The 20,770-nt window shown below is 40.9% G+C and carries 19 protein-coding genes; 13 read left to right on the top strand and 6 right to left on the bottom strand.

The window, feature by feature from the left end:
- Nucleotides 1–244 precede the first annotated feature (244 nt).
- Both H9631_RS18400 and H9631_RS18395 read right to left on the bottom strand, forming a co-directional pair.
- Nucleotides 245–445 (bottom strand): YlaI family protein, encoded by a 201-nt coding sequence (locus tag H9631_RS18400; protein WP_191815416.1) that lies wholly within the window; start codon nt 443–445, stop codon nt 245–247.
- A 225-nt stretch (nt 446–670) separates the two neighbouring features.
- Nucleotides 671–1,252, bottom strand: a complete 582-nt coding sequence (locus H9631_RS18395) for a YhcN/YlaJ family sporulation lipoprotein (RefSeq protein WP_225221143.1) — start codon at nt 1,250–1,252, stop codon at nt 671–673.
- A 180-nt stretch (nt 1,253–1,432) separates the two neighbouring features.
- On the opposite strand from H9631_RS18395, the gene H9631_RS18390 reads away from it, so the two are divergent.
- Nucleotides 1,433–2,764: a PhoH family protein gene (locus H9631_RS18390; protein WP_191815414.1), complete on the top strand. Its 1,332-nt coding sequence runs from the start codon at nt 1,433–1,435 to the stop codon at nt 2,762–2,764.
- Between the two features lie 50 nt (nt 2,765–2,814).
- Here the strand turns inward: H9631_RS18390 and H9631_RS18385 are convergent, their stop codons facing one another.
- On the bottom strand, nt 2,815–3,312 hold the full coding sequence (locus H9631_RS18385) for a peptidyl-prolyl cis-trans isomerase (protein ID WP_191815412.1): 498 nt from the start codon (nt 3,310–3,312) through the stop codon (nt 2,815–2,817).
- Nucleotides 3,313–3,534: 222 nt separating this feature from the next.
- On the opposite strand from H9631_RS18385, the gene H9631_RS18380 reads away from it, so the two are divergent.
- From H9631_RS18380 to pyc, 3 genes are all read left to right on the top strand, one after another.
- On the top strand, nt 3,535–3,822 hold the full coding sequence (locus H9631_RS18380; protein ID WP_160705337.1) for a YlaN family protein: 288 nt from the start codon (nt 3,535–3,537) through the stop codon (nt 3,820–3,822).
- Between the two features lie 190 nt (nt 3,823–4,012).
- Nucleotides 4,013–5,242 (top strand): FtsW/RodA/SpoVE family cell cycle protein, encoded by a 1,230-nt coding sequence (locus tag H9631_RS18375; RefSeq protein ID WP_191815411.1) that lies wholly within the window; start codon nt 4,013–4,015, stop codon nt 5,240–5,242.
- A 32-nt stretch (nt 5,243–5,274) separates the two neighbouring features.
- Nucleotides 5,275–8,712 (top strand): pyruvate carboxylase, encoded by a 3,438-nt coding sequence (gene pyc, locus H9631_RS18370; protein WP_191815409.1) that lies wholly within the window; start codon nt 5,275–5,277, stop codon nt 8,710–8,712.
- 35 nt (nt 8,713–8,747) lie between these two features.
- On the opposite strand, the gene H9631_RS18365 is transcribed toward pyc, so the two are convergent.
- Complete coding sequence (locus H9631_RS18365) at nt 8,748–9,728, bottom strand: COX15/CtaA family protein (RefSeq protein WP_191815407.1); 981 nt, start codon at nt 9,726–9,728, stop codon at nt 8,748–8,750.
- Nucleotides 9,729–10,232: 504 nt separating this feature from the next.
- Between H9631_RS18365 and cyoE the strand changes: the two genes are divergently transcribed.
- From cyoE to H9631_RS18330, 7 genes are all read left to right on the top strand, one after another.
- Nucleotides 10,233–11,138, top strand: a complete 906-nt coding sequence (cyoE, locus tag H9631_RS18360; protein WP_191815422.1) for a heme o synthase — start codon at nt 10,233–10,235, stop codon at nt 11,136–11,138.
- Between the two features lie 285 nt (nt 11,139–11,423).
- Nucleotides 11,424–12,491 (top strand): cytochrome c oxidase subunit II, encoded by a 1,068-nt coding sequence (gene coxB / locus H9631_RS18355; RefSeq protein ID WP_191815405.1) that lies wholly within the window; start codon nt 11,424–11,426, stop codon nt 12,489–12,491.
- A gap of 28 nt (nt 12,492–12,519) precedes the next feature.
- Entirely contained in the window at nt 12,520–14,391 is a 1,872-nt protein-coding gene (ctaD, locus tag H9631_RS18350) for a cytochrome c oxidase subunit I (RefSeq protein WP_191815403.1), read from the top strand.
- Complete coding sequence (locus H9631_RS18345; protein ID WP_191815402.1) at nt 14,391–15,020, top strand: cytochrome c oxidase subunit 3; 630 nt, start codon at nt 14,391–14,393, stop codon at nt 15,018–15,020. The genes ctaD and H9631_RS18345 overlap by 1 nt, the downstream gene beginning before the upstream one ends.
- Nucleotides 15,021–15,023: 3 nt before the next feature.
- Nucleotides 15,024–15,356 (top strand): cytochrome c oxidase subunit IVB, encoded by a 333-nt coding sequence (ctaF, locus tag H9631_RS18340; RefSeq protein ID WP_191815400.1) that lies wholly within the window; start codon nt 15,024–15,026, stop codon nt 15,354–15,356.
- A gap of 352 nt (nt 15,357–15,708) precedes the next feature.
- Nucleotides 15,709–16,617 (top strand): cytochrome c oxidase assembly factor CtaG, encoded by a 909-nt coding sequence (gene ctaG, locus H9631_RS18335; protein ID WP_191815398.1) that lies wholly within the window; start codon nt 15,709–15,711, stop codon nt 16,615–16,617.
- A gap of 208 nt (nt 16,618–16,825) precedes the next feature.
- The gene (locus H9631_RS18330) at nt 16,826–17,287 is read left to right on the top strand and encodes a DUF420 domain-containing protein (RefSeq protein ID WP_191815396.1); all 462 of its coding nucleotides are present in this window, start codon (nt 16,826–16,828) and stop codon (nt 17,285–17,287) included.
- Nucleotides 17,288–17,321: 34 nt separating this feature from the next.
- Here the strand turns inward: H9631_RS18330 and ytvI are convergent, their stop codons facing one another.
- Together ytvI and H9631_RS18320 are read right to left on the bottom strand one after the other, a co-directional pair.
- Nucleotides 17,322–18,377: a sporulation integral membrane protein YtvI gene (gene ytvI / locus H9631_RS18325; RefSeq protein ID WP_191815394.1), complete on the bottom strand. Its 1,056-nt coding sequence runs from the start codon at nt 18,375–18,377 to the stop codon at nt 17,322–17,324.
- A gap of 106 nt (nt 18,378–18,483) precedes the next feature.
- Entirely contained in the window at nt 18,484–18,843 is a 360-nt protein-coding gene (locus tag H9631_RS18320; RefSeq protein ID WP_191815392.1) for a YugN family protein, read from the bottom strand.
- Nucleotides 18,844–19,029: 186 nt separating this feature from the next.
- Here H9631_RS18320 and H9631_RS18315 point away from each other — a divergent pair, with 186 nt between their 5' ends.
- Together H9631_RS18315 and H9631_RS18310 are read left to right on the top strand one after the other, a co-directional pair.
- On the top strand, nt 19,030–19,464 hold the full coding sequence (locus tag H9631_RS18315; protein ID WP_191815390.1) for a CBS domain-containing protein: 435 nt from the start codon (nt 19,030–19,032) through the stop codon (nt 19,462–19,464).
- A gap of 397 nt (nt 19,465–19,861) precedes the next feature.
- On the top strand, nt 19,862–20,740 hold the full coding sequence (locus H9631_RS18310) for a CAP domain-containing protein (protein WP_225221142.1): 879 nt from the start codon (nt 19,862–19,864) through the stop codon (nt 20,738–20,740).
- The last annotated feature ends 30 nt before the right edge of the window (nt 20,741–20,770 follow it).

Below are 20,770 nucleotides of genomic sequence, written 5' to 3'. Positions count from 1 at the left end.
GAGGAACGCCTTTGGTTTTAGGAATTTCCTTCGGGCAAGGGCGAGAATACTGCTTTTACATAAGTATAAAAAAATTGGAAGTCATGTTGGGTAGAATGAGCTTCCACCTCACTCTACCCCAACATTTGACATAGAACCTTTATTTTTAGTAGCGCTTGTCGAATAATGCGCCCTACTACAATAGTCGAATCGATAGGACCTTCGCTGTTTGAACCAGCGGAGGGACAAGCGCTATCTTTTGTTTTTAAAAATTCTTTTCTTTCCCTTTAAAACTGTATAACTGAAACTGCCCACTTGCATGATGTGCTTTCGTTTTCTCTTCAATTCTTTCATGGCATTCATCGCACATATAAGTATGAATCGGCCTATTTCTTAATTTCTTAGCAAGGGGCGTGTCATTATCCAGCTCATGCTGTTTATCGCAAATGACGCATTGCACTTTCATATTGGCCACCTCTGTAAAAGAATAATATTCTTTTACAGAACATTATACCATGTTATCCCTTGATTCTAACATGATTATTTCTACCCGAAATAGGGAGTTTAAAAAAACCTAAAGGTTTTTTCGCTGATTCTGCAAATTGGACAGTAACTTCGCCAATCGAGACTATTTTTATGGAAGCAACAAGGAACGGGCATTAAGAATCCTAACCTCTGGAAATCCTCAATGTCATTCATTTGTTTGCTTTTTCTGTTCCTTTTCGATCTGTCTCTTATCGTGATTGTCCATTTCATCATCTTGTTTTTGAGGTGCTTCCTGAGGGTTTTTATCATCTTCCTGAGGAGGAAGCTCAGGCATTAGTCTTCCAGTGATATCGGCCAGTTCATTGATGATGCCTTGGAGAGGCCTGCCTTTGGACATGTCGTCTTTTATTTCTTTCAGTCTGGCGTTGATGTCAGGATCAGCAACTACGACTGCACCAGCGCCTAAAGGGTCATGTTTGATGCTTTCTGCTACTGAATATTTTATGGAGCCTACTTTGGAACGATCCAAATCTTTGTCTACATCTATCCCGATAACGGCGTAATCTCCAGCGACTACTGCTGTTGCATCTTTTACATTGGGGATGTCGGAAGCCAGAGCTGCTAAATAATTTGCTCGTTCTTCCTCACTGTTGCGAGTCTGGTCCTGCTGGTTTAAATCACTTCTTGTGTTTTGGAGTGAAGGGTTCCCGTTGTCTCTTTGTGCTTCATTCGTCTGTCCACACGCTGACAGTGTGAGAATGATGAAAATAAATGCTGTTTTTTTCAATATGTTTTCCTCCTGTTAGTTCTTCAACTCTCATTATTTTTATATTGTGCAATAAGACTTCTAAGTTTATGCACAAGTACATATATTTCAGACAAAGAGTTGTCCCTATGTGACACTTTCCAATGGAACCGGCCGATCTATAGCAACATATGATATTAAAAAGGAGCAGGAGGCATCAATTTGACGAAAATATACGTTTTAGATACGAATGTCTTGTTGCAAGACCCCAATGCCGTCTTTTCTTTCCAGGATAATGAAATTGTCATTCCGGCGGTTGTGCTGGAAGAACTGGATTCAAAGAAGAGGTACATGAATGAAATCGGCAGGAATGCAAGACATGTTTCCAAATTGATAGACGGCTTCAGAAAGACCGGAAAACTCCATGAAAGGATCGCTTTGGAAAATGGAGGGACATTGCGGATTGAACTCAATCATCGGTCATTCCATCAGCTTCAGGAGATTTTCTTAGAGAAGACAAATGATAATCGCATTTTGGCGGTGGCGAAAAACATAGCGATGGAAGAAGAGAAGAAAGAGGATGGAAAGCCCGTCATCATCGTCAGCAAAGATGCTTTATTAAGAGTTAAGGCAGATGCTCTTGGGTTGCAGGCGGAAGATTTTCTCAGTGACCGCGTTGTAGAAGTTGATCACTTATATACTGGATCGCAGGAAGTTTATGTGAATATCGACTTGTTAAGGATTTTCTATGAAACCAGCCAAATTCTAAGTTCTGAAGTGGTGAATAGCAAGCCGCTGAACCCTAATCAATTTATTGTGATGAAGGATGAACTTGGCAGTTCTTCATCAGGACTAGGAATTGTTGATGAGACAGGAAACTTGATACGAAAACTGATCACCCATTTTGATTCTATCTGGGGAATAAAACCGAGGAATGTTCAGCAGACAATGGCAGTAGAGCTTCTTTTTCGTGAGGATATTCAACTTGTCACAATGATCGGCAAAGCTGGCACAGGGAAGACCCTTCTGGCTTTGGCGTCCGGTCTAATGCAGACAGAAGATATGAAGAAATATAAAAAACTGCTTGTCGCGCGCCCAATTGTCCCGGTTGGAAAGGATATCGGGTATTTACCGGGAGAAAAACAGGAAAAATTGAGGCCGTGGATGCAGCCGATATATGATAACTTCGAATACTTATTCAACACAAAAAAACCTGGCGAACTGGATTCGATTTTAGCGGGGATGGGCTCTATCGAGGTTGAAGCATTAACATATATAAGAGGACGCAGTATACCAAAACAATTCATCATCATAGATGAGGCCCAAAACCTTACGAAGCATGAAGTAAAAACTATATTGACGAGAGTAGGGGAAGGAAGCAAAATTGTACTGATGGGAGATCCTCAGCAAATTGACCACCCTTACCTTGATGAATTCAATAATGGATTGGTATATGTGTTGGAAAAATTTAAAGAGCAAAGTGCTGCAGGGCATATCAAGCTGATTAAAGGAGAGAGGTCTGAGCTTGCTCAGCTTGCAGCCGATATTTTATAAAGAAGATCAGTTAAAACAAAAAACAGGCGGTTGAAGCGCCTGCTTTACATCTATTGCACACGAAACCCCTTCACATTTTTAATGGGGTTTTCCTTATTAGAGCCATCTGGATATAATACATGAACCGGCCCGTCTGTACTAAGCGGTTTTCCCTTTTCGGAAAACGCCAAAATCAATTCTTTGCCTTCATCGAGTGATATGGAATGTTCACCGGTTGTTGTTTCAATAATAAGTTCGGAAGCTCCGGGCTCCGGCTCTGCATTTTCCAAGAATGGTTTCAATATGATCCCAAATGAACCTGTTAAAACCTTCACTTTTTCAAATTGGCGTTCCGACTTAAGTGTCGGAGGTGATACAGCGCCTTCTTTAATTACACGGTCCCAGTGTTTGGAAGCCACTGTAAATTCTACCTCATCCGTATCCTCTTCATTTTTTTCTTCTGTAAAATATGTATTTAAATCAATTCGCCGATCGTCAAAGATCCATACTCCGGCGTCCAATGTGATTGGAAACTTCACTTTTCCTTTAATGGGCATGATTGTATTCATACATGCTACCTCCTTTTCCACTTCAGATAGTATAACTCTAAAAAAATGAAATGAAAAGTTAGAGAGATTTTATCATGTAGTAGCGGTACAATAAGAGAAAGTGTAGAAACTTTCCAATTGCAAAAGGACAAAAATAACACCCAATCCCTTGCAATTTCATAATAATAGGGGTAAAATTTACAGATAGTATTGTCTATTTGTCCGGAGATAGGGGGATAAAATGTGGTGTCTGATATAAAGCTGAATCATCGGGAAAAAGCCTACGCTCTCTTGAAGGCAGACGCGGAAAAAATTTTGTGTTTGATTCAGGTGCAAATGGACAACTTAACAATGCCTCAATGTCCTTTATACGAGGAAGTTCTTGATACTCAAATGTTTGGTCTTTCTCGTGAGATAGATTTTGCCGTCCGACTTGGGCTGGTTGATGAGAAGGATGGAAGAGAGTTGATTTTTTCATTGGAAAGGAAGCTGTCTGCGCTTCACGAAGCATTTACTGAAAGTGAAAAATGAAAATGTGCAAGCTCTTTCGCCTCACCGAACAATAAGGCTCAAACAGTTCGTTTGTAATTGTTTGAGTTTTTTTATCTAATTGAATGTCTGAATCCAACTCTATAGGCCGGGAGGCTTCATTTTTACAGGAAACTAGTAATCTGTTATTCCCTGCTTTATGAAATCTGACTGATAGATTGGATGAAAAATAATGTTTAAAAAAATCTTGAAATCATATGATTACTCAATCATCGTTGTTTATTTGCTTCTTTGCTTTTTCGGATTAATCATGATTTATAGTGCAAGCATGGTGATGGCGGTTCAATATTATGATTATCCACCAGATTTCTTTTATCAAAAGCAAAAAATCAATCTAGCAGTAGGTTTTTTATTTTTTTTATTTTTTGCTTTATTTCCATATAAAGCATACAAAAGTAAAAAATTTCTAATTTTTGTTACAGTCGCAGCAGTCATTGGTCTTTTTGCTGTAGATATTTTCGGGCATGCAACGAATAATGCTCAAAGCTGGATTAAAATAGGTGCAAGGAAGATTCAACCTTCGGAGTTTGCCAAGCTGAGCATCATTATTTATTTATCCGCTGTGTATTCTAAGAAACAGACATACATAAACCAACTGGATAAAGGTGTGTTGCCGCCACTGATGTTCCTTATTTTTGTTTGTTTCCTCATTGCAATGGAACCAGATAATGGGACAGCTCTCATCACCTTTCTAATCGGTGCAATGATCATTCTATGTTCTGGAATGCGTTTAAAAACAATTTTCAAGCTGGGGCTGCTGGGTGTGCTTCTGGCTGCTGTCCTTGCTCCTTTTGTGATTTTAAAATCCGATAAGATATTTACTGAGACTCGACTCGGCAGAATCTATGGATTTTTGGATCCGTTCGGCACAGGTCAAAATGAAGGGTTTCAATTGGTGAATTCATATTTGGCTATTGGGTCAGGCGGATTAAAAGGTCTTGGATTAGGGCAAAGTGTCCAAAAACTTGGCTATCTGCCGGAAGCTCATACAGATTTTATTATGTCGGTCATTGCTGAGGAGCTGGGGGTTTTCGGGGTTGTATTTGTACTGGGAGGCCTAACCTACATTGTTTTACGAGGAATTTATATCAGTACAAGGAGCCGCGACCCATTTGGAAGCATGCTTGCGATTGGGATATCAGGAATGATTGGAATACAAGCGTTTATTAATTTGGGAGGTATGTCGGGGATTATCCCTATCACGGGTGTACCTTTACCATTTATCAGCTATGGTGGTTCCTCTATCCTTGTCCTTTCGATAGCGATGGGGATTTTAGCCAACGTTTCCATGTTCAATCGATATGAGGAAAAATTCAAAACTAAAAATACTGTTCCTGTTCCCCGGACTGACAGAATTCAGCAAAACAACCAAGATAAACGTCCATGGGTGAACCTTAAATAGACAGATAGATGTTTATGAAGGGGAGAGCTTAGATGACAAAGATTAACAAAGTACTAGTTGCTAACCGTGGAGAGATTGCCATCCGTGTGTTTCGGGCCTGCACAGAGCTCGGAATCCGCACGGTTGCGATCTATTCTCGCGAAGACTCGGGGTCCTATCATCGCTATAAGGCGGATGAGGCCTATCTGGTTGGAGAAGGAAAAAAACCAATTGATGCTTATTTAGATATTGAAGGCATCATAGAAATTGCTAAACGTTCCGAGGCAGATGCCATCCATCCAGGCTATGGATTTCTGTCCGAAAACATTGAGCTGGCCAAACGCTGCGCCGAAGAGGGAATCACTTTTATCGGTCCAGCCATACAGCATTTGGATATGTTTGGTGATAAGGTCAAAGCGAAACATCAGGCAGTGCTTGCGGGCATACCGGCTGTCCCAGGCAGTAATGGTCCGGTTGAGAGCTTGGAAGAAGCTGCTGCTTTTGGAAATGAATACGGTTACCCGATTATGGTGAAAGCGTCTCTTGGCGGCGGCGGGCGCGGTATGCGTATCGTCCGAAGCAAAGGGGAATTGAAGGAGGCATATGAACGCGCAAAGTCAGAAGCGAAGGCCGCTTTTGGCGATGACGAGGTCTATGTCGAAAAGTTCATTGAAAATCCTAAGCATATTGAAGTGCAGATACTGGGAGATGTTCAAGGAAATATCGTCCATCTATTTGAGCGTGACTGCTCTGTCCAAAGACGCCATCAAAAAGTAGTGGAGACTGCACCTTCGGTGTCTCTAAATGAAGAAATGCGTGAAAGAATTTGCGGGGCTGCCGTACAGCTAATGAAAAATGTGAGTTATCTCAATGCTGGAACGGTAGAGTTCCTTGTAGAAGGCGACCAGTTTTATTTTATTGAGGTCAATCCAAGAATTCAGGTTGAACATACAATCACGGAAATGATTACAGGCATTGATATTGTACAGTCGCAGATTTTGATTGCCGAGGGGTATTCGCTTCATGGGGATTCCGTACAGATTCCGAAACAGGAAGATATTATAATGAACGGATATGCCATCCAAGCGAGAGTGACGACAGAGGATCCTTTAAATGATTTCATGCCGGATACAGGAAAAATCATGGCTTTCCGTACAGGTGGAGGATTTGGTGTTCGGATGGATGCCGGGAACGGTTTCCAGGGGGCTGTCATCACGCCTTATTATGATTCTTTGCTGATGAAGCTGTCTACTCAAGCTCTGACATTTGAACAAGCCGCAGCCAAAATGGTCAGAAATCTGAAGGAATTCAGGATTCGCGGAATTAAAACAAATATCCCATTTTTAATAAATGTTATGCAGCACGAGCGGTTCATTACAGGCGAGTATGATACATCCTTTCTGGACAGTGCTCCAGAATTGTTCTCCTTTGCTGAAAGCAAGGACCGCGGTACAAAAATGCTTACCTACATCGGGACGGTTACGGTCAACGGATTCCCGGGTATTGAGAAAACGAAAAAGCCGATTGAACCTGACCCGAGAGTTCCTTCTATTCCAGTGGATGAAACCGTTTCACAAGGAACCAAACAGATTCTGGACACGCAGGGAGCCGATGGTTTGGTTGACTGGGTTAGAAACCAGAAAGAAGTCCTAATTACGGATACCACGTTTCGTGATGCACATCAGTCGCTGCTTGCAACTCGTATCCGTACTCGCGATCTCGTTCAGGTAGCTGAACCAACTGCACATCTTCTCCCAGAGCTCTTTTCTATGGAGATGTGGGGAGGTGCAACTTTTGATGTTGCTTACCGATTCTTGAAGGAAGACCCATGGGATCGGCTTTCCAAATTGAGAGAAAAAATGCCGAACATTCTGTTCCAAATGCTGTTCAGGGGATCGAACGCCGTCGGCTATAAAAACTATCCGGATAATGTCATCAAGGCTTTCGTCCGGGAATCTGCGAATGCAGGCATAGATGTATTCCGAATTTTTGACAGTTTAAACTGGGTTAAAGGTATGGAAGTGGCGATTGATTCGGTTCGCCAGTCAGGCAAGGTAGCTGAAGCGGCTATTTGCTATACAGGGGATATCAACGATGCTGAAAGACCGAAATACCATATTGATTACTATAAATCTATGGCGAAGGAGCTGGAGGCGTTAGGAGCTCATATGCTAGCGATCAAAGATATGGCTGGTCTGTTAAAGCCTGAAGCAGCCTATCGGTTGATTTCCGAACTGAAGGAAACGGTCGATCTGCCGATCCATCTGCATATGCATGACACTAGCGGAAATGGCATTCTTACTTATACGAAAGCGATTGAAGCAGGTGTGGATATCATTGATACAGCACTGGGTTCAATGGCTGGTTTGACTTCACAACCGAGTTTGAATACGCTGTATTATGCGCTTGAAGGAACGGACAAGGCCATTAATATCGATATCGATTCTCTTGAGAAGCTTTCCTATTATTGGGAGGATGTTCGCAAGTACTACTACGATTTTGAAAGCGGTATGCTTGCTCCGCATACTGAAGTATACAAACATGAAATGCCCGGTGGACAATACAGCAACCTTCAACAACAGGCAAAAGCTGTGGGGTTAGGTGGTCGCTGGGATGAGGTTAAGGATATGTACAGCCGGGTCAATCGGATGTTTGGAGACATTGTTAAAGTGACGCCTTCATCCAAAGTGGTTGGGGACATGGCGCTATTTATGGTCCAAAATGATTTAAACGAGGAATCTGTATTGGAAAGGGGACAATCCATCGACTTTCCGGATTCAGTGGTAGAACTATTTGAAGGCTATTTAGGCCAGCCGCACGGAGGTTTTCCATTAGAACTGCAGCGGGTCATCTTGAAAAACCGCGAGCCGATCACTGTAAGACCTGGTGAGCTGCTAGAAGACGTAGATTTTGACCAGCTTCAGGAAGAATTGACAGAAGAAATGGGACCGGATGTTTCACAAAAAGATGTAATCGCCTATGCCCTTTATCCGAAGGTATTTCTTGAGTATATAGCGACGCTGAACCAATTTGGAGACATTTCAGTACTTGATACTCCAACATTCGTCCATGGTATGAGGCTGGGTGAAGAAATCGAAGTAGAAATTGAAACAGGTAAAACCTTGATAGTTAAACTTGTCTCTATCGGGCAGCCGCAGCCGGACGGTACGCGAGTAGTCTATTTTGAACTGAATGGACAGCCGAGAGAAGTTGTCATTAAAGATGAGAACATCAAGTCGACTGTGGTACTTAAGCAGAAGGCGGATCCGAAAAATCAGGCACATATTGGAGCTACGATGCCGGGAACAGTACTGAAGGTTCTTATCGAAAAAGGTGAGAAGGTGCAAAAAGGGGATCATCTTGTACTGACTGAAGCGATGAAGATGGAGACAACCGTTCAAGCTCCGTTTTCAGGAATCGTCAAAGATATCTTCGTACATTCAGGAGATGCTATCCAGCCAGGTGACTTATTGATAGAAGTAGAAAAGTAAATGACAAAAAATCTTGCGCAGTTGCGCAAGATTTTTTATTGTGTAATCATATTTGGCGACTTGATGTCAGTTTGAGCATTTTCTTTTTCATCTGTTTGAGAAGCAGGGGAGAACTCCATCTTGCCTCTGGTGATTAGCATGATAAAGTAGCTCAATAAGCCGAAGAGACAAGTAATAAATAATGCATGTGCTAGTGCAACATAAATATTTAGGCTTGTAAATACTACAACAGCTCCGGCAGCAACCTGCAACGTCACTAGAATAAAAGCAATGATCCATCCTTTGACAACAACCATCTGGTCTTTATAGTTTTTGATTGCCATCCAAGTAATATAGCCAATCCATAAAAATATGATGCCAGCCATGAACCGGTGTCCCATTTGTATCCATTCATACAGATTTGTTGGCAGAGAGAAAGGCGTGCTGTTTAAACAGAATGGCCAATCTTTGCAAACAAGGCTTGCTTCTGTATGGCGAACAAGGGCTCCAGTGTAAACTACAATATAGGAATAAACTGTAACACCAATCGTATGGAATTTCATTTTTCTGTCCAGCTTAATTTTTGATGTATCAAGTTTTTTATCGACTTCAAAAATGAGAAGTGTCAATAAAAATACCGAGGCAAAGGATATGAGCGAGATTCCGAAATGAAGTGCTAGTACAAAGCTTGATTGGCCCCACACAACCGCTGCTGCTCCAATTAAAGCCTGTAAAATAAGAAAGAAAACTGAAAGAATGGCAAGAGCTTTTGTTTCCCTTTTGTGTCCAATCGTTTTCCACGCCCAAATGGAGAGGATCAAAACGAGCAAAGCAGCACTTCCGGAAACGATCCGGTGAGCAAACTCAATGATAAGCTCAGCAGTAATTTCGGTTGGTATTAGTTGGCCGTTACACAGTGGCCATGATTTTCCACAGCCCATGCCAGAATCAGTCTTTGTAACCAAAGCACCGCCCAGAAGGACAAAAACCATCACAACCGTGGTAAGTACGGCAAACCATTTTAACTTACGGTGCAAAATTTCACCCACTTATCTTTATTAATTTTTATTGGAATGATTAAATTCAACTTTGATACTACATAAACGGACTCGAAAATACAACCGACAAATTTGTTAACACGACCTAAAAAGGTATAAACTTGAAAAAAGCGATAAATTTTGATAGTAATGTTATGAGCGGTTGGTGAATTTTGGTTATATATATTCTTTTTGGGTGACACATTTTGGACAAAATAATGGCTGAATGCAATGTGAAAAACGTTGAATTATATGATTAAATATATTGTTGAAGGCCTTCGTTCACAATCCTGTTCAACCGGCGCTCGGCTTTTGAACATCTGTATGCTACAATAATGTGTGCAGGAGTTCTAGGCATGCTTTCAAGTAAAAGTTGAAAAAACAGGAAAATAAGTGAACAAATACTGAAACATCATACATAATACAGGAAAGTTGTCTCGAGATGGCCTATAGTAAGAATTATATGTAAATATGTTTTGGGAAAGGAGACGAGTGGAAAAAGATATGGAAAACAGTCGCCACATATCTGAAGTGGAAGCCTCTCCTTCGACTGCTTGGTCGGACTTTATGGCCTTGATCAAAATAGGAATTGTTAATTCCAACCTGATACCTGTTTTTGCAGGGCTATGGCTTGCACTCATATATAATGGACAGCATTTCCTCCAATCCTTGGACACTGTTATTTTCACGCTGCTTGGGTCTGCCTTTATTATGGCCGGATCATGTGCTTTCAATAATTATATCGATCGTGACATTGATCCTATTATGGAAAGAACAAAATCGAGGCCGACAGTTACAGGTCGAATTAGTGGAGGGAAAGTCCTTACAGTCGGGTTTACTTTCGTGACATTGGGCTTAATTCTCATTTTTCTTACCAATGCAACAGCTGGTTTCATCGGCATGGTTGGGGTGTTTAGCTATGTGGTGATCTACAGCATGTGGGCTAAGCGGAAGCTTGTAAGCAACACGGTTATTGGAAGCTTGTCCGGCGCGGTTCCTCCGCTGATTGGATGGGCTGCAATCGATCCGAGTTTGCCAACGATGGCATGGATGTTGTTTCTAATCATGTTCATATGGCAGCCGCCTCACTTTTATGCGTTGGCTATGAGAAGAACTGAGGAATACAGAGCAGCCGGTATACCTATGCTGCCTGTCGTGAAAGGTTTTGCAGCTACAAAGCGCAGCATTATCATGTGGGTAACTTTGTTGCTGCCGATTCCATTTTTTATGACAGCATTGGGAATACCATTTGTTGTATTAGCCACGCTATTAAATGTTGGCTGGCTTGTGATGGGAATTGCTGGTTATAGAATGAAGAATGACATAAAATGGGCAACGCTCATGTTTGTCTATTCATTAAACTATTTGACCATTATTTTTACAGCAATGGTAATTTTCGCAGTTATTTAACTGCATTCAGCAGAAGTCTCCCGCTTTTGTAGGTTGGTGAGATGAATGCCTATTGCATTCCATTTAGCAGGGGTTCAAACCTCGGCTGAATAAAGTTCAAGCCTCCGGCGGATGCCACAGATTTTCAGAGGAAATTGATTGAGCGAAGCTCGATAAAATCTGGGCGCTAACACGCCAAGGCGCATTTGATCTTGGGAATTCTTTCTTTTTAAAAGAAATCCACATAGAATGACCCGGTCCTTGCAACCACTAAGATATTTTACGAAAGAGGGGTTTGATTGAATTATGAAACTATGGCTGCAAAAGTGGCGTCTGTTATCCGTTTTAGCGATATTGGCGCTCGTGCTTTCAGGTTGCGGCGAGCCTTTTCTATCCGGGCTGGTTCCCGCAGGAGAAATTGGAAAACAGCAATATGATCTCATTCTTCTCAGTTTAGGGATCATGGCTCTGGTAATCGTTATTGTAGTAATTATCTTTACTTTTGCCATTATTAAATTCCGACGTAAAGATGAAAGAATTCCGAAACAGGTAGAAGGCAGCCACACGCTAGAAATTGTATGGACTGTTATTCCGATCATCTTACTTCTAATCCTTGCAGTACCTACAGTTGCTGTTACTTTCAGCCAAGGTGATGTTTCTGCAATTGATAAGAAAGATGCTGACGGAAACCGGGAAGCTCTTGTTGTTAACGTCAATGCACACTTATACTGGTGGGAATTTGAATATCCGGATCTTGGAATTGTAACGAGCCAGGACCTAGTTATTCCAACAGATGAAAAAGTCTACTTCCAAGTAGTAAGTAAAGACGTAAAACACTCCTTCTGGATTCCGCCATTAGGTGGTAAGCTGGATACAAACCCAGAAAACGTCAATAAGTTCTGGTTGATAGCCGACAGTGACAAAGCTGAAGAAGCAGGAAATCTCTTCTATGGTAAATGTGCTGAGCTCTGTGGTCCTTCACATGCTTTGATGGACTTCAAAGTAAAAGCATTGCCACAAAAAGATTTTGAAAACTGGGTTGCTGACATGCAAAATACTAAAGAGCCTGTAGAACCAACTACAGATCTTGCAAAACAAGGTGAAGAAATCTTCAACCAAAGCTGTATTACATGTCACGCAGTAACACCTGAGGTGAAACCAAGCGGAGAGCTTGCTCCAAACCTTGCTGGGTTTGCTGATCGTGAAAGAGTTGCAGGGATTCTCGATCACAATGAAGACGAAATTAAAAAATGGATCAAAGATCCTGAAAAAATTAAACCGGGCAACAAAATGACAGATACGTATCCAAAAATGTCTGATCAAGAATTGGATGCATTGGCTGCGTATTTGATGGAATTGAAGGTTCAAAAATAAGTAACGTATAACAAAGGGAGGTTTAATAGTGAGTACTATTGCTCAAAAGAGAAGTTTCGGAGCCGCTGTATGGGACTACTTAACAACTGTGGACCATAAAAAAGTGGGTATCTTATACTTCGCCGCAGGGTTCTTCTTCTTTCTCCTAGGCGGAATCGAAGCTATGATCATCCGTATCCAGCTCGCAGTGCCTAACAATGACTTTGTGAGTGCGGGTACGTTTAATGAAATGATGACGATGCATGGAACAACTATGATTTTCTTTGCTGCCATGCCGATCTTGGTAGGTTTTATGAACGCGATTATGCCTCTCCAAATTGGAGCGCGGGACGTTGCTTTCCCATTTTTGAACGCTCTGGGCCTTTGGCTCTTTGTTTTCGGAGGCTTGCTGGTGAATATTTCTTGGTTTGTTGGAGGCGGCGCACCTGATGCAGGTTGGACTTCCTATGCATCGCTTGCAATGAATTCAACTGCTCATGGTGTTGACTTCTATGCAACCGGAATTCAAATTTCTGGATTCGGTACACTCATGGGAGGAATCAACTTCCTTGTTACAATCATCAACATGCGTGCACCAGGAATGACTTATATGAGAATGCCTATGTTCACATGGACAACATTCATTACATCGGCACTTATCTTGTTTGCATTCCCTCCACTTACTGTTGCATTGTTCCTTTTGACTTTTGATAGAATGTTCGGATCGAACTTCTTCAATGTAGCAGCTGGAGGAAACACAATCATTTGGGAACACTTCTTCTGGATTTTTGGGCACCCGGAAGTTTACATTTTGATTTTGCCTGCATTTGGAATTTTCTCTGAAATTATCTCGACTTTTTCAAGAAAGAGATTGTTTGGATATTCTTCAATGGTTTTCGCTACTGTATTGATCGGGTTCCTTGGCTTCATGGTTTGGGCTCACCATATGTTTACAGTAGGACTTGGTAACATCGCCAATGCGATTTTTGCGGTTGCAACAATGGCTATTGCTGTACCAACAGGTATTAAAATCTTTAACTGGCTATTAACGATGTGGGGCGGAAGTATTAAATTTACTACTCCAATGCTCTATGCTGCAGCGTTCATTCCTTCATTCGTTATGGGTGGAGTAACTGGAATCATGCAAGCTGCTGCACCAGCCGACTATCAGTATCATGACACATACTTTATCGTTGCTCACTTCCACTATGTAATTGTTGGTGGGGTAGTATTCGGTATCTTTGCTGCCGTTCATTTCTATTGGCCAAAACTGTTCGGAAGAATGTTGAACGAAACATTGGGTAAAATTACTTGGGCATTGTTTGTCATTGGCTTCCATTTGACATTCTTTATTCAACACTTCCTAGGTTTGATGGGAATGCCGCGAAGAGTATTTACCTTCCTTGATGGTCAAGGATTGACTTCAGGTAACATGATCAGCTCCATTGGAGCTTTAACAATGGCTGTTGCGGTTATTGTTCTTCTAATTAACGTAGCAATTACTACTGTTAAAGGAGAAGCTGTAGCCAACGACCCATGGGGAGATGGACGTTCGATCGAATGGGCTATCCCTTCACCGCCGCCATTTTACAATTTTAAACAGCTTCCGCTTGTTCGCGGTCTTGATGCTTTCTGGTTGGAAAAAATGGAAGGCAGAACTGAGATGACACCGGCTGAGCCTATCGGTGAGATTCACATGCCAAACGGATCATTTATTCCTTTCATGATGTCATTCGGTTTCTTTGTTGCATCATTCGGAGCAATTTTTAACCAAGAGCATGCGTGGGGAATACCAGTATTGATTATCGGTTTAGTCATTGCTTTTGGTTCCATGCTTGCACGCTCCTTGAAAGACGATCACGGCTATCATATTCCTAAGTCAGAATTGATGGATGATAGCGAGAAAGGAGTTAAGGCATAATGGCAGTTGAACAGCAATTTACTCCAGAAACATGGCCGGAGACTCCGGAGAGAGCAACTCTGGAAGGAAAAAATAAGTTTTTGGGTCTCTGGTTTTTCCTTGGAGGCGAAACTGTTCTATTCGCCTCTTTCTTTGCCACTTATTTGGCTCTTAAAGATAAAGTTCCAAACAGCGATAGCTTGACTTCAGCTGATGTATTTGGTCTACCGCTTGCATTTGCCATGACAATGCTTTTATTGACTAGCTCTGTCACAAGTGTGTATGCAGTTTACCATTTAAGGAACTTTAACTACAAAAAAATGCAATTGTGGTTTATTATCACACTTTTGCTAGGTCTTGGATTCTTTGTACTGGAAATTTATGAATTTCATCACTACACGACAGAATTAGGATTTGGTTTTAAAAGTAGTGCATTCAGCTCAGCCTTCTATACGCTTGTTGGCTTCCACGGCGGACACGTAGTGTTTGGCCTTGGATGGATTACTGCATTGCTTATACGTAACTCAAAACGAGGACTAAGTCTTTATAATGCGCCTAAATTTTACTTAGCAAGTATCTACTGGCACTTTATCGACGTAGTCTGGGTATTTATCTTCACTGTCGTTTACTTAATGGGAATGGTGGGATAACGTATGGAAGATCAATACTTAAATTCAGGAAATCCACGTGTTGATTATGAATACCGTCGCAGAAGAAATAAGGAACACATGCGCCATCAAGTAATTTCATTTGCCATTTCAATCTTTTTGACGTTCGTGGCATTTGGCGCAGTAGCTGCTGGATTTGATAAATGGTTTGTCATTCCATTTATCCTTCTCCTCGCTGTAGTACAGGTTATTTTCCAACTATACTACTTTATGCATATGAGCGAGAAAGGGCATGAAGCTGTCCAGTTGTTTATATACGGAGGAGTCATTATAGGTTTCGTTACCTTGCTAGGCTTCTTGACCATCGTTTGGTGGTAAGCAGATTTTAAGCCAGTCGAATTTTTGACTGGCTTTTCTCATGAGTAAAGATTGTTATAACAATTTTATTCAGTTGAGCTTCTAGCCCCGCAAGGACAAACCGCTTTCGCTTTAACTGCAGTGGAGAGAATGCGCTGTCTGAGCCAGTCGGGAGCTATCGACTTAAGCATTGCAACCAAAGCAGTGCCAAGCCCAAATGACACCTTCTTCAGCGGTCGTTAGTTTGCGCTGATAAGCGGGCTTTTCTTTCAATGTTCATCAACTTGTCATGTCGAATCGTTGTAGTGTAGAAATCAGCTAAGTATAATGGAATGTAGAAGAAATTTGTAAACCATAAAAGAGGTGAAGGCGAGTGCCTTTAAGTATATTTGGTTTTCGTGCACTTTGGAGCCCTTATTTTCTGCTTTTCATTTTCATTTTGGTAGCCGTCTATTTTTATTTGACGGTCAAGAAACGCCATCTGTTTAAAGAGAGCGAACCCTTGAAAAAAGGCCAGGCTGTTTTATTTCTGATCAGCATGTTGCTACTTTATATTACCAAGGGGTCACCTGTTGATTTAATGGCACATATCATGTTTACTTTTCACATGGTTCAAATGGCTTTTCTTTACTTGGTAATACCACCTTTGCTTATTGCGGGAGTACCAAACTGGGCCTGGAAACATCTTATTGAGTTACCTTCCATCAACAGGATCTTTCGTTTCTTTACAAAGCCATTGATTGCATTGGTTATGTTTAACGGTCTATTTTCCATCTACCATATTCCAATGGTTATGGACTATGTCAAAATGAACATGTTCCTCCATGCTTTATACACAGTTGTATTATTTGTTTTTGCCCTGTTCCTTTGGTGGCCGCTTGTCAATAAGCTGCCAGGGCAATATCAGCTTCATGGCTTGAAGAAAATTGGCTATATTCTTGGAGATGGTGTACTTTTAACACCAGCCTGCGGGCTGATCATTTTTGCACCAGAAGCTATGTATGCAACTTACACTGATGGGGAAATGTGGATGAAGGCAATGGAGCTTTGTGTACCAGGAGCAACGCTTGCGGGCTTAAACATAAGTGGTCCAGAGTTATTTACCAATATGCCTGCCAGGGAAGACCAACAGCTTGGTGGCGTTTTGATGAAAATCATTCAGGAAATTGTACTGGCTACCATTCTGTCGAAAGTCTTTTTTGAATGGTATAAGAAAGAATCGACTGAAGTTGACCCTATTGATGAAAGCCTTATTCAACACGACCCGCGTCCAGCGGATTGAAAAAGGAAGTCCATTGGTGCCAGAGAATAAAGCAGGATTTGGATCTGGCATCTGCAGAGTCTGCGCTTTTAAGTCGGCAGGAATATCTGTAGAGGGGCAATTTAAAAGGCTTCACTGTGCCCCTTCTTAAAAATTTGTTATGTGCTTGTCGTCTAAAGCTGCGTCTTGCGCTTTTTTAGAAAATAGACAAGGAAGGAAATGGAAGTAGATGTCAGTTCCAATCTTACCAACAATTAGTACAGTATGTATTGTTATCAGTGCTATTCTTGTGGCTATTGGCTGGGGAAAAATTAAAAAAGGTCAAATTGAAAGTCATAAGAAAACAATGATTGCCTCAGCTGTTTTTGCTGTAATCTTTTTTATTATCTATGCTAGCAGAACGGTCTTCATAGGAAATACATCTTTTGGAGGACCGGAGAATTTAAAGGTTTTTTATACTATTTTTTTATTTTTCCATATTACCTTGGCGACTGTTGGCGCCGTACTTGGAATTATTTCGATATCGTCAGGATTAAAAGACAGATTGAATATTCACCGAAAATTGGGACCTTTCACCAGTATAGTTTGGTTAGGCACAGGAATTACAGGAGTCTTGGTATATTTGTTGCTGTATGTGTTCTATAAAGGCGGAGAAACAACATCTTTGATTAAAGCAATTCTAGGTGGTTAAAAAGCATGCATGGCCTGAGTGCCATGCATGCTTTTTAAATTTTAAAATTTAACTTTATGATTCCTGCTTCTTTTGCAGCTTTAAATATAATCAGCAGCAACGGTCCTATAATAATCCCTAGTATTCCAAGAGTTTTAAGACCCAAATACATTGCAATTAAAGTAGCAAGTGGTGAAAGCCCCATATGGACGCCCATTACTTTCGGTTCTATAGTGCGCCTGATGATCAATAGTACAATCGCCAATATCGCAAGTTTCGTTCCAAAAACAATATCTCCTGATAATAAGTGATATAGTGACCAAGGGCCAAGGATTATGATGGAGCCAATAATAGGGATAAGGTCAATAATCCACACTACAATCGACATGATTATTGCGACTTTGGGGGAAATTACGAGCAAACCAATGAGACATACTGCGAATATAATTAAGCTCACAAGGAATTGAGCTTTGAAAAAACCGATCACAAAATTGGAAATCCGATTTGTCATGAATTTAACCTTCTCGGAGGTTTCATCAGTCAAGTGCTTGTAAAAACCGTTTTGGATTTTGGGCAGGTCAAGCATGAATAAGAACAGGGCAATTAAATATACAAGGAAGCTCACAAGGAAATTTGGTATGTAGGATATGATCGCGCTGATATTCTCTATATTTAAGTTTTTTCGAATGCTGATCATCATCGTATTTAAAAATTCGGTGATTTCTTCAGTAATGGAGTGTACGACTTCTTTGGGCAAGCTTTGTGCCGTGTTCTTGAATTGTTGCTCATAATTACTCCACGTCTCAGAAATATGATTGACATATTGAGGAAAATCCTCAACAAATTTAACTGATTGTCCTACAGCTTTTGTTGTAATAAAGAAAATACAGGCTCCCAAAATGGTGGTAAATACAGTAAAAACAATCATGACGAGAAAATGTCTTTTTAGAGAAGTTTTTAATTGAAGAATTTTGACTAGCGGGTCCAGAATAAGTGCGGTAATCAGTGCAGCGACTAAAGGAATAGATACTGGCATAATGAAATAGAAAGCCAGTACAATTAGCATAATAGAGATTCCAACGATTATATGCTTTCTTTTTATCCCAAACAAATCTCTCCTCCTTTTATAGGCTATATTACATTATAGTAGGGAGGCAGGAGTTTTTTGTATATTTATTAAAAAAAGAACACGGTTATTTTCCGTGTTCTTAAAGGTGTTACTCTGCAAATGCTGCAATGTCTTTCTGGATTGCTTCTAAGATTTGGTTGCATTGTTTTACAAGTGGTGCAGGGAAGACTTCGTCTTCTCCATATTCCACACCATGTGGGTAATAATGCTTACCAAGCAAAGGGTTCATGAGTTGAATCAACGCTTTACCGCTTCCTACATCTCCTTCAAGGGCATATCCAGGAATACGCAAATAATATGTACCTTCTTGAATAACGAATTTATGGTCGTATGTAACTCTTTCATAATCCCATTGACCTGCGCGTACCATACGGTTTTTACTCATTACTTCATCAAGCCGGTGTAAATCGATTTTAAACGATTCTAATTCGATGTTTTCAAATTTCATCTTAAAATTCCCTCCTAAATAATTCAGGCCGCTAATACTACCCCATGTTTTATAATAGTCGAAAAAGCCCCTTCTTGCAACGAAATCACATATTTGCAGAAGGTTGATTTTGTTCAAGTATAATTTGGACAAAAATGGTGACGATAGGGAAGGTATGAAGTGAAAAAAATGGAGGAGGTACAGGAAATGACCCATATTAGTGAAATTATGACAACAGATGTTGAAACATGCTTGCTGAAAGATAATATTTTTGACGTGGCTGTGAAAATGAAAGATTTGGATGTAGGCGTCATACCTATTGTAGAGGATAAAAGGTTGATGGGAATTATTACAGACAGGGACATTGTAATCCGCTGTATTGCTGAAAAGCAGCCTCCATCCTCTAAGGTGGAAGAGGTCATGAGTGAAAATCTATATACGGTTTCTCCTGATACGACAACACAGGAAGCTGCACGGTTAATGGCAAAAGAACAGATACGGCGCTTGCCGGTTGTTGAAGATGGAGAATTGGTCGGGATAGTTGCACTTGGGGACTTGGCTGTTAGGGATTTAACGGATAATCAGGCAAAAGGCGCATTGTCGGAAATCTCGGAAGACGATGGTGATCAGGCTGTACACTAAGAATACATTGCAGGCGAAAGAAAACGATTTGTTTTTCTTTCGCCTCATTTTTTTTTGTTTTAACAAACAAGTTGTATTGGCGTATAGCATTTTTGTTCTTTTTCATTCAACCCTTCATAGACCGCCTTTTTCTAAGCTTTTTCTATATGTTCAGGCGGCAGGAAGTGGTATAATATTACCTAAATAATGAGAGCCGAGAGAAGGGGTAAAACTGCGTAACTTATTCCGAATCCTGATTTTTACAGCAGCACTGCTTGTCATTAGCTTTTATATATATTCCCCTGAAGATACGGGCCCCATAAAAGATGATACTTATTCATTACCTCCTAAACATGACAATGATGAAGCGATTCCGCATATCACATTGACTGATTCAGACAAGCAGCCCTCTGAAGGCTTGGGTTCTTTAATTGGAAAGCCGCAGGCTGAGCTAGTTAAAGGCTTCGGAGAGCCTGACCGGAAGGAGCCTTCCTCTTATGAATATGAATGGTGGATTTATAATGATGAACTTGATTCATATATGCAGGCAGGGATTCAAGACGGAAAAGTTGTCACCATATACGCTGTTGGCGGCCAACTGAATATCATGCCATTTAAAATTGATCAACCGGTAGAAGATATTTATCGATCAACTGTGCTTGAGACGGAGATTGTAGTGAATGTCAAAGAGGGAAATTATCGGTTCGAATTAACAGAAGAGGATTTAAATATCCGGCCACTCATCCAACTTGGGGATATCTTTGCTCAACTCTCCATTGATAAGTTTAACGGAACATTATTTAGTGTCAGGTTTTTGGATCAAAAGACACTTATCAGTCAGCGGCCATATGAGTTGATTTACAGCGGTGACTTGATTGATTTAGAGGAACCGGACGATGATCTGTGGGAAGTGATTGAAAGAGGAAGTGAAAAGCAGATATTTGATTTGACGAATAATTTCCGCATGCGCTTTGATATCCCAGAGCTCAAATGGGATGATGAAATTGCAGAAGTAGCCTATGGGCATAGTAGGGATATGAGAGAAAATGACTATTTTGCGCATGATTCACCGACATTCGGTGACCTTGCAAAACGTTTAAAGGAGGGAAAGGTCTCCTTTCAAACGGCCGGCGAGAATATTGCGGCTGATTATATCGACGGACCAGCCGCTATGGAAGGCTGGGTTAATTCGGAGAATCATCGTAAAGCTCTTTTGGATGAAGACTATACGTTAATCGGTGTTGGGGTATTTAAGAAAAATTATACTCAGAACTTTGTTATGCATTCTGAAATGTGAAGTGTTCCTGTTTTGCCATGAACAATCACC

This window comes from Bacillus norwichensis (genome assembly GCF_014836955.1).
Classification (GTDB): Bacteria; Bacillota; Bacilli; order Bacillales; family Bacillaceae_C; genus Siminovitchia; species Siminovitchia norwichensis.
Note: the sequence above shows the minus strand (reverse complement) of the source record. Positions and strands in the feature narration are given on the sequence as shown.